This is a genomic window from Sedimentitalea xiamensis (assembly GCF_030164465.1).
Lineage (GTDB): Bacteria > Pseudomonadota > Alphaproteobacteria > Rhodobacterales > Rhodobacteraceae > Sedimentitalea > Sedimentitalea xiamensis.
Genome location: NZ_JASNJE010000086.1, coordinates 1 through 1,220, shown reverse-complemented (window position 1 = coordinate 1,220; position 1,220 = coordinate 1). Strand labels below are relative to the sequence as shown.

The 1,220-nt window shown below is 60.1% G+C and carries 1 protein-coding gene; it reads left to right on the top strand.

Features of this window, described 5'->3' with window-relative positions; translation table 11 throughout:
• A protein-coding gene (locus tag QO034_RS23250) for an IS3 family transposase (RefSeq protein WP_284487876.1) occupies window positions 1-1,158 on the top strand; the annotation gives its coding sequence in 2 pieces (ribosomal slippage) (window positions 1-254 and window positions 254-1,158; 1,159 coding nt annotated over the 2 pieces). This gene is flagged as partial in the annotation.
• Window positions 1,159-1,220 lie beyond the last annotated feature (62 nt).

Below are 1,220 nucleotides of genomic sequence, written 5' to 3'. Positions count from 1 at the left end.
ACGCTATTCGGCGGAGTTCAAGGCCAAGGTTGCGCTTGAAGCCATCCGTGAAGAGCTGACGACGGCCGAGCTGGCCAAGAAGTACGGCGTCCATCCGACAATGATCAGCGGCTGGAAGAGAACGGTGATCGAGAACATGGCATCGGCGTTTGGCGGTGGCGCATCGGCCGAGCCGGCGATTTCCGAGAAGGATGTCGAGAAGCTGCACGCCAAGATCGGTCAACTGGTCGTGGAACGCGATTTTTTGTCGGAAGCCTCCAGTCTCATCCTCGGCACTGGAGGCAGAAAGCGGTGAAGCAGGCCCATCCCGATCTCAGTGTCCGTCGCCAGTGCAGCCTGTTGTCGCTGGCACGCTCCAGCCTCTACTATCACCCGCGCGGGGAGAGCGCCGAGAACCTGGCGTTCATGGAAATCATCGACAAGCAGTTCCTGGAAACGGTCGCCGAGTTGCGCCATCGGTTCGAGCAACGATGGCGACGGTACGGCTCGCGGCAAATGGCCCGCCACATGCAGCGAGAGGGGCATAGATGCGGGCGCCATCGGGTGCGGCGGCTGATGAGGCTCATGCGGCTGGTGCCGATCTACCAGGAGCCCCGGACCAGCAAGAAGCATCCCGAGCACAAGGTTTATCCGTACCTTCTCAAGGGGCTACCCATAACCCGCCCCAATCAGGTCTGGTGTACCGACATCAGCTATATCCCGATGCGCCGGGGTTTCCTGTATCTCGTGGCGATCATGGACTGGCACAGCCGGAAGGTTCTGAGCTGGCGGCTGTCGAATTCGATGGATGCCGGGTTCTGCGTCGAGGCGCTGAAGGAGGCGCTGGCCAGATACGGCCCGCCGGAGATATTCAACTCCGACCAGGGCTCGCAGTTCACCAGCACCGACTTCACCGAAGTACTGCACGACGCCAAGGTGAAGATCTCGATGGACGGACGTGGTCGCTGGATCGACAACCGGATGATCGAACGCTTCTGGCGATCCCTGAAATACGAATGCGTCTACCTGAACGCCTTCGCGACCGGCTCTGAAGCCCGAGAGGGGCTCGGCGCCTGGATCAACTATTACAATGAAAAACGCCCGCACTCATCTCAAGGGCTGCTGACGCCGGGCGAGGCATATGATAGTCGAGCCCCGAACCTGAAAGCCGCCGCCTGAAATGAAACCAATGCTATCGCTTAGCCCGGCGGAAAACTGGTCGAAAATTCAGGACCACCTCT